The organism is uncultured Microscilla sp. (genome assembly GCF_947493425.1).
In the GTDB taxonomy this organism is placed as follows: Bacteria; Bacteroidota; Bacteroidia; order Cytophagales; family Microscillaceae; genus Microscilla.
Map to the genome: position 1 here is coordinate 25,120 of NZ_CANLRP010000103.1, position 6,297 is coordinate 31,416.

General features: G+C 38.4%; 7 protein-coding genes and 1 tRNA gene. 3 read left to right on the forward strand and 5 right to left on the reverse strand.

The window, feature by feature from the left end:
* The first annotated feature begins 76 nt into the window (after window positions 1-76).
* Both Q0954_RS22050 and Q0954_RS22055 read left to right on the forward strand, forming a co-directional pair.
* Window positions 77-1,366, forward strand: a complete 1,290-nt coding sequence (locus Q0954_RS22050; RefSeq protein ID WP_299460490.1) for a glycosyltransferase family 2 protein — start codon at window positions 77-79, stop codon at window positions 1,364-1,366.
* Between the two features lie 487 nt (window positions 1,367-1,853).
* On the forward strand, window positions 1,854-2,327 hold the full coding sequence (locus tag Q0954_RS22055) for a hypothetical protein (RefSeq protein ID WP_299460493.1): 474 nt from the start codon (window positions 1,854-1,856) through the stop codon (window positions 2,325-2,327).
* Window positions 2,328-2,538: 211 nt separating this feature from the next.
* Here Q0954_RS22055 and Q0954_RS22060 read toward each other — a convergent pair whose 3' ends face one another.
* Window positions 2,539-2,844: a hypothetical protein gene (locus tag Q0954_RS22060; protein WP_299460496.1), complete on the reverse strand. Its 306-nt coding sequence runs from the start codon at window positions 2,842-2,844 to the stop codon at window positions 2,539-2,541.
* A gap of 713 nt (window positions 2,845-3,557) precedes the next feature.
* On the opposite strand from Q0954_RS22060, the gene Q0954_RS22065 reads away from it, so the two are divergent.
* Window positions 3,558-3,640: transfer RNA gene (locus tag Q0954_RS22065), tRNA-Leu, on the forward strand.
* A 48-nt stretch (window positions 3,641-3,688) separates the two neighbouring features.
* Here the strand turns inward: Q0954_RS22065 and Q0954_RS22070 are convergent.
* From Q0954_RS22070 to Q0954_RS22085, 4 genes are all read right to left on the reverse strand, one after another.
* Complete coding sequence (locus Q0954_RS22070; protein ID WP_299460498.1) at window positions 3,689-4,129, reverse strand: hypothetical protein; 441 nt, start codon at window positions 4,127-4,129, stop codon at window positions 3,689-3,691.
* Window positions 4,126-4,578 carry a hypothetical protein gene (locus Q0954_RS22075; protein ID WP_299460500.1) on the reverse strand — a complete coding sequence of 151 codons (453 nt, stop codon included), beginning with the start codon at window positions 4,576-4,578 and terminating at the stop codon, window positions 4,126-4,128. The genes Q0954_RS22070 and Q0954_RS22075 overlap by 4 nt, the downstream gene beginning before the upstream one ends.
* Before the next feature lie 162 nt (window positions 4,579-4,740).
* Window positions 4,741-5,160 carry a hypothetical protein gene (locus tag Q0954_RS22080; protein ID WP_299460502.1) on the reverse strand — a complete coding sequence of 140 codons (420 nt, stop codon included), beginning with the start codon at window positions 5,158-5,160 and terminating at the stop codon, window positions 4,741-4,743.
* Window positions 5,161-5,283: 123 nt separating this feature from the next.
* Window positions 5,284-5,535, reverse strand: a complete 252-nt coding sequence (locus Q0954_RS22085) for a hypothetical protein (protein WP_299460504.1) — start codon at window positions 5,533-5,535, stop codon at window positions 5,284-5,286.
* Window positions 5,536-6,297 lie beyond the last annotated feature (762 nt).

A 6,297-nucleotide genomic window follows, 5' to 3' on the forward strand; every position in this document is an offset into this window, starting at 1 on the left:
AAGTTTTAATAATTGAACCCTTATAATTTTCAGGAATTGTAAGGGTTATTTTTTGCAAAAAAACAATGGTTACTCAATGAAAAAGTACTTTTACCGTCTGCTGGCCAAATACCTGGCCTTTTATATTCGCTCCAGCGATGAGGTAACTGAAGTAAGCCCCAAAAACAAGTGGTTGTTGCAATACCTGGGGCATCCATTGACACACAGTATTGCCCATTTGCCTTTGGCACAAGACCAGCCCCCGGCTAAAAAAACAGCTTATGTAGTACTGAACGGCAACCTACACTACGAGCGTGATATTCAAGCTTTTTTAATACAACTACAACAGCTTTGCACCGCCCAAACCAGGGTAATGGTGTGTTATTATAATGCCCTGTGGCGTCCTCTTACCTACCTTGCTACCCGTTGGGGATTTCGCAACCACTTGCCCGAACAAAACTGGTTTTCGGCTTCTGACCTAAAAAACTTCAGTCTACTGGCTGACTACGAAATAGTGAGCGAACAGCAAAGAATACTTTGCCCGGTGTATATTCCATTGGTAAGTTACTTTCTTAACCGTTGGCTGGCTCCTCTGCCATTTTTCAGGTGGTTTACTTTGGTGCGCATTGCCGTATTGCGCCCATTGCAAGCCAACCACTGGACACAACCATCGGTATCGATAGTAGTGGCTGCCCGCAACGAAGCTGGCAACATAGAAAATATAGTAAAACGTTTGCCTAAAATGGGTATCAATGACGAACTGATATTGGTAGAAGGTAACTCTGAAGATGATACCTGGGAGGAGATAAAACAGGTACAAGCAACCTACAAGGGCAAGATAAATATTAAAATTGCTCAACAACCCGGCAAAGGAAAAGGCGATGCAATAAGGACAGGGTTTGCGCTTGCCACTCAAGATATTCTCATGATCTTAGATGCCGATTTAACCGTTTCTCCCGAAGACCTGCCTAAGTTTTATCAGGCAATGTTACACAACAAAGGAGAGTTCATCAACGGTAGTAGGCTGGTATACCCTATGGAAAACAAAGCAATGCGTTTTTTTAACCTGCTGGGTAACAAGGCTTTTGCCAAGGCTTTTTCGTTTTTACTCAATCAACGTTTCAAAGACACGCTTTGTGGCACCAAGGTGATCTCGCGGCACAACTACCTGAGACTGGCACAAAACCGCAATTTTTTTGGGGATTTTGACCCTTTCGGGGATTTCGATTTACTGTTTGGAGCAGCACGCCTGGGGCTCAAAATTGTAGAAATCCCCGTTAGCTACAAAGCACGCACTTACGGCAAAACCAACATCAAACGATGGTCGCAGGGTTTTCTGTTGCTTAAGATGGTATGGTTTGCTGCCCGTAAAATTAAGTTTATTTAACGTAAAATGAGGCTGAACAAATACCTTTGCATACTGTTGGCATTGCTATGTGTATGCTGTAGCTCTAAAAAGAATATTCGTCAAGATGACCTCAAACCATTGCAAGGGTATTGGGTATTGACAAACTACCTCGATAGTATAGTACAGAGCCCCGACAAGGTTCTAGGGACTAGGTGCAAGGTTCTAGGTATACCTTGTTCCACAAGTAACCACACTTTTATATCACGTTGATTTTTAGCAACTTATAAAAAGCGTAGTTAGAAGCAAAGCCATTGAGAAACACACAAAAGATCCATTAAGTTTCTCTGCCATTGTACTGACCGTTTCTTTAGATAGCATTTTCTATTATGGCTCAATCAGCCCGTATCAAAAAGAAAAGCTCCACCCCGATTATGATAGCCTTATCACTATAAAACGCTGGCATCACTACCAACTAAGCTATGATAGAGCAAATGATAAAATCAGAGGAATATTTGTGGCTGGTAAAATGAATGCAACAGATAGCATCAAGTACACGTTTCGTCGCATTAGAAAGAATGAACGCAAGCTGGTAAAAGGCATAGAAGATAAGTCCTGGCATCCGATTAAAACCTTTCCTCCTTTTTTTATTGAACAATTAATCAGCGGAAAATATAAAGCCTTAAATAAAGATAGGCAAGCTCCTCTCATGACACTTGATACTACGGGCAAAGTGCACGGTTTTAAGAAGTATAATAAGTATTATATACATAGCTACTTCCTGACACATCACCCCTACCGCCCTGAGGATGCCATTATTTTTGAGGATACTACTATCCAACTAAACAATAACAGACCTATGCACAACTCTGTAGTATACAGTTGGGAGTTTAGGCAGGATACACTCATACTCACAGAAATGCATACCCAAAGTTATGAACAATGGAATAAAGGAACTAAAACTTACACGTTCATCAAGCAACATTCAACTGGCAGTAAGTAAATCATAGTAACGATGTTTGATGAGACTTATATAATGTAAAATTCAATTCCTGCAAGACACTTTAAAATTTGAATCAACAACACTGAAATTTAGGCATTATCTATTAACACCAAGAAATTTATACAGGCTTGAAAAGGGCATAAAAAAAGAGGTTGCTGTGAAGCATCCTCTATATATTTTTATTGGTGAATAATCTATTTCAATAGCATCATTAGGCAGCAATACGAAACACGGTTTGTTCTTGTGTACTATCTAATACTTGGGTAAGCGTGGGAGTCAAATCATCTACCATTCGATCCATCACTTCTTCAAATTCAATTTCTTTTACTGTGATGATGGCAACCACCTTATCGGTGTCTTCTTGTTTCATTGCTTCATCATCTATTACTGCACCCATGGCATAATACAAATCTTCCCACTCGGTAGGCGTAAACATCAGGTTTGCGTTACCGTTTTGATCGGCAAACTGAATGATTTTGTTACGATCTTTAGCGAAAATTCTTATCTCGTATTTCATAGACATTTAGGTTATTTTCCTGATATAAAAAACGTGTTCTATTTCTTGTTTGATTAAGTGTTAAATTTCATTGTAAAATTAGCCTAAATAATATAATTATTTTGTGTATTTGTAATATTATTACATATTTTCGATTTTAGCAGACGGCCAATAAATCAGGGCTAATTACATAAAAAATACATTTTTTAATAGCAAACGGCAATGCTTGCAAAAGGTTATACCGAAATATTAATATTTAAATATAATTTAACTTTTGTTGTATTTAACATATTTTTAATTGTATTAAACATACGGATTGCGTAAGTTTTTTTGCGGTTAAGCGCTTTATTTTACCCATCTAAAGTTGTTTTAGTTGTCAGAAATTTTAGCGGTTATTTTTCCAGAAATATTTCTTGTCATTTCATTCCAAAATACGTAAGCTTGCTTTATGAAGCCAGACTCAGCCTTAAGTTAATTGTTACAGTGCTCAAACGCCTGGTAAGGATCAGAAGTAGTTTGGCAAATCAGCCTTAGCTTATCGCTTCATAGTGTAAGCTTTAATCGGCTTCTGATAACGTGCAAATCATAAAGCCTAGTGCAGGGGTTCGATTCCCCTCGCCCCAGCCAAATAAATATAGTTCAAATACTGGGGCGTAGCTCAGTGGCAGAGCAAGGGTCTCTGGTAAATGTGATTGGCGGGTTTGAAAGCAAGCTATTTTTTTCGCGTAAGCGAACGCTTCGTGGCGGAATTGGTAGACGCGACCGTTTGAGGCGCAGTTGTTCAACGAACGTGCAGGTTCGAGTCCTGCCGAAGCATTGCCCCGATACATAGGCTAGGTATCGGGGTGTTTTTTTAGGGTGTTTTTCAGATGACCCCACGCTTGGCGCCTTTGAAGATCATCTTCCCGTTTTTCATCAAGGTGCCCCAACCATCGCGTGCCACACCACCCAAATCTTTAAAGTTTTGGGCGGTGTTTTTGATGCCTTTCACCGCACTTTTGCGAGCGGCTTTGGCGCCCGCTTTCACCCCTGCTTTTACGCCCCCTTTTGCCACCGTTTTAATGCCCTTCTTGGCGCTCTTGAGCAATGCTTTGCCGCCAAAGAGTAGCGAGAAAATAAGCTCAATGGTGAGTGCCGCCAAGCCACGCGCCAGGCTTTTGGCGCCACCTGCTATAGTTTTATCCGGAAAGGCTTGGCTCAAGTATTTACCAAAGTGTTTCGCCATGTCTAAGATACCAATGCCCGTGAATATGGCGCCTACAATTTGCAAGAGCAGGGAGATTCCAGCAGATTTGAACCTTATCAAGTAGTTTTTTTGACCACCAACGGCTCAATTAGCCTATTCACAGCCTGATAAAAAACAGTATTCCGTGCGTGATCGTCATGGTAAAAGGTTTTGAGGGTAATTTGAGTGTTTTGTATTTGGTAGGTTGTAAAAAAGTCATTGATTCCTTGCAGAGTATAAGCCAATGCTTTGAACTCTGTACTTTTATTAAAAAAACGTGAGATGTCATCAGGTTCGAACAAGAACCAGTTTCCCAAGCCTATTACTTGCGTTACTTCTATTTTTAATTTTGCAATGATTTGACCACTTATGCCACCTGTAAATGTTCCAGTAGTTAAGTGATTTGTACCCTCATTGCTACCACCTATAATCTCTATCTCAAAAGGCGTTCTTGCATACGATTTATAGGCTAAAAAAGCATCCCAAAGCAACTCATCAATTAATGTTATATACTTAGAGTCTTTTGACATTTGTTCACCAACTTTGTACACATTACTATGCCGATGTAATAGGTGACTGATTTGGCTATGGGTGGTCATTTTATCTTGGTTAATCTGTCAATTTATGTATTTCATCTACACTCACTTACCTTAAAAATGTTCTAACCTTTTTGCTTATTCTGGCTAAGTGTTCTACTCTTTACTACCTCGCTCCTTTGCTTGTTTCTCTTTTATTTTTTGAGGACGCCACTCTTGGAGTGGCACATCAATAAATGTAATATTATTTAACTGATATTCAGCTATATCACCTAGTTCTTGCCAGTCGCTTTCAAGTGCCAGATGTAACAACAGGCGCGTATTTTCCTCGTCATCCTCAAAATTTTCATTTGCAGGTAAAAAGCCTTGCATGGCTTCATAGTCTAATTGTTTTATGTAATCTAACATTAGTCTGAGTTCGAGTAGCTCGCCAGAGTTTTTTGCATGGCTTTTCATGTTCTCTATATCACTTGCAAACCCTTCTGAAGTAAGCTCAGGCATTTGATCAAACCTATCGTCATACATAGAAAAGATATAACTTAAAAAATAGACAATAGATGTTTTATTAATTTTCATTCATATAATTGATCTTTAAGGTAATATATATAAGTTTGAGGGTGTGATAGTAGGGTTAGGCTGAACAACCCAAGAACCACTAACCTGAACATGTTTTATTGTTTAGTTGGTTTGTGTTAATCATTAGGTTGGCTCGTTTACAAATGTAATTTGTATATCATCAGGCAGTGCACCTACTTCGCTCCAATCGGTTTGTAGGGCAAACTTTAGCACTTGTTTTATTTCGTGTACCTCAAAGTCATCATCCCAATTAGAGACAAATTCATTTACAACAGTATCATCTTTTTCTTCTAACAAGTACTTAAGTGTAACCTTCAACTCTTTCAATTCATTTGCGTGTTTGGCATAACCCTTCATTGTTTCAATATTAGGCATTTGTGCCTCAAGAGTTAATTAAGGAAACTGTTCTACTCTATCTTGATATATGGCAAATAGGTATGCTAAATGACCTTTGATTGTGAATTTATTGATTGTAATCATTAGGGGATAGCTTTGATAACACAGTGATTGCTTGGTTTTCTTTAATCGACCCTACTACTTTTGTGAAGGTTTGGTGTTTTTAGAAAAATGTCCTAAATCTTTTGCCTATTCTAACTAAGTGTTCTACTCTTTACTACCTCGCTCCTTTGCTTGTTTCTCTTTTCCGAATGTCAATACCGGATAGGTCTCTATACAGTTTTGACATACCACAAAAACATTTTTCAATGGTGGGTTGGTTTATATTAATCATTAGTAGGCTCATTTATAATGTACATGATTTTTTTATGTGTATCAAGCTGTTTCAACTTTTCTTTTCTTTCCATTGTAATGGATGCATCTCTACAAATTGAATATTCTGATGAGTATCATCTGATAATTCTCCGACATTACCCCAATCGGTTTGTAAAGCAAAATGCAAGACTTGTTTAATTGTATCTTCCTCAAAATCATCATCCCAGTTGTAGATAAAATTATCCCAAACAGAGGAGTCCTTTGCCTCAAGTAAGTATTTTAAGGCTACTTTTAATTCTTTAAATGTATCCCTCCCAGTAAGTACATGTTTACATCTGCTATTTGCTTACTTACCTTTGCATCAAAAAGATATGAATAAAGAAAAGAAAATGTTTGGTTTGATAGAGCTGTGGGAGCAAAGTGGCC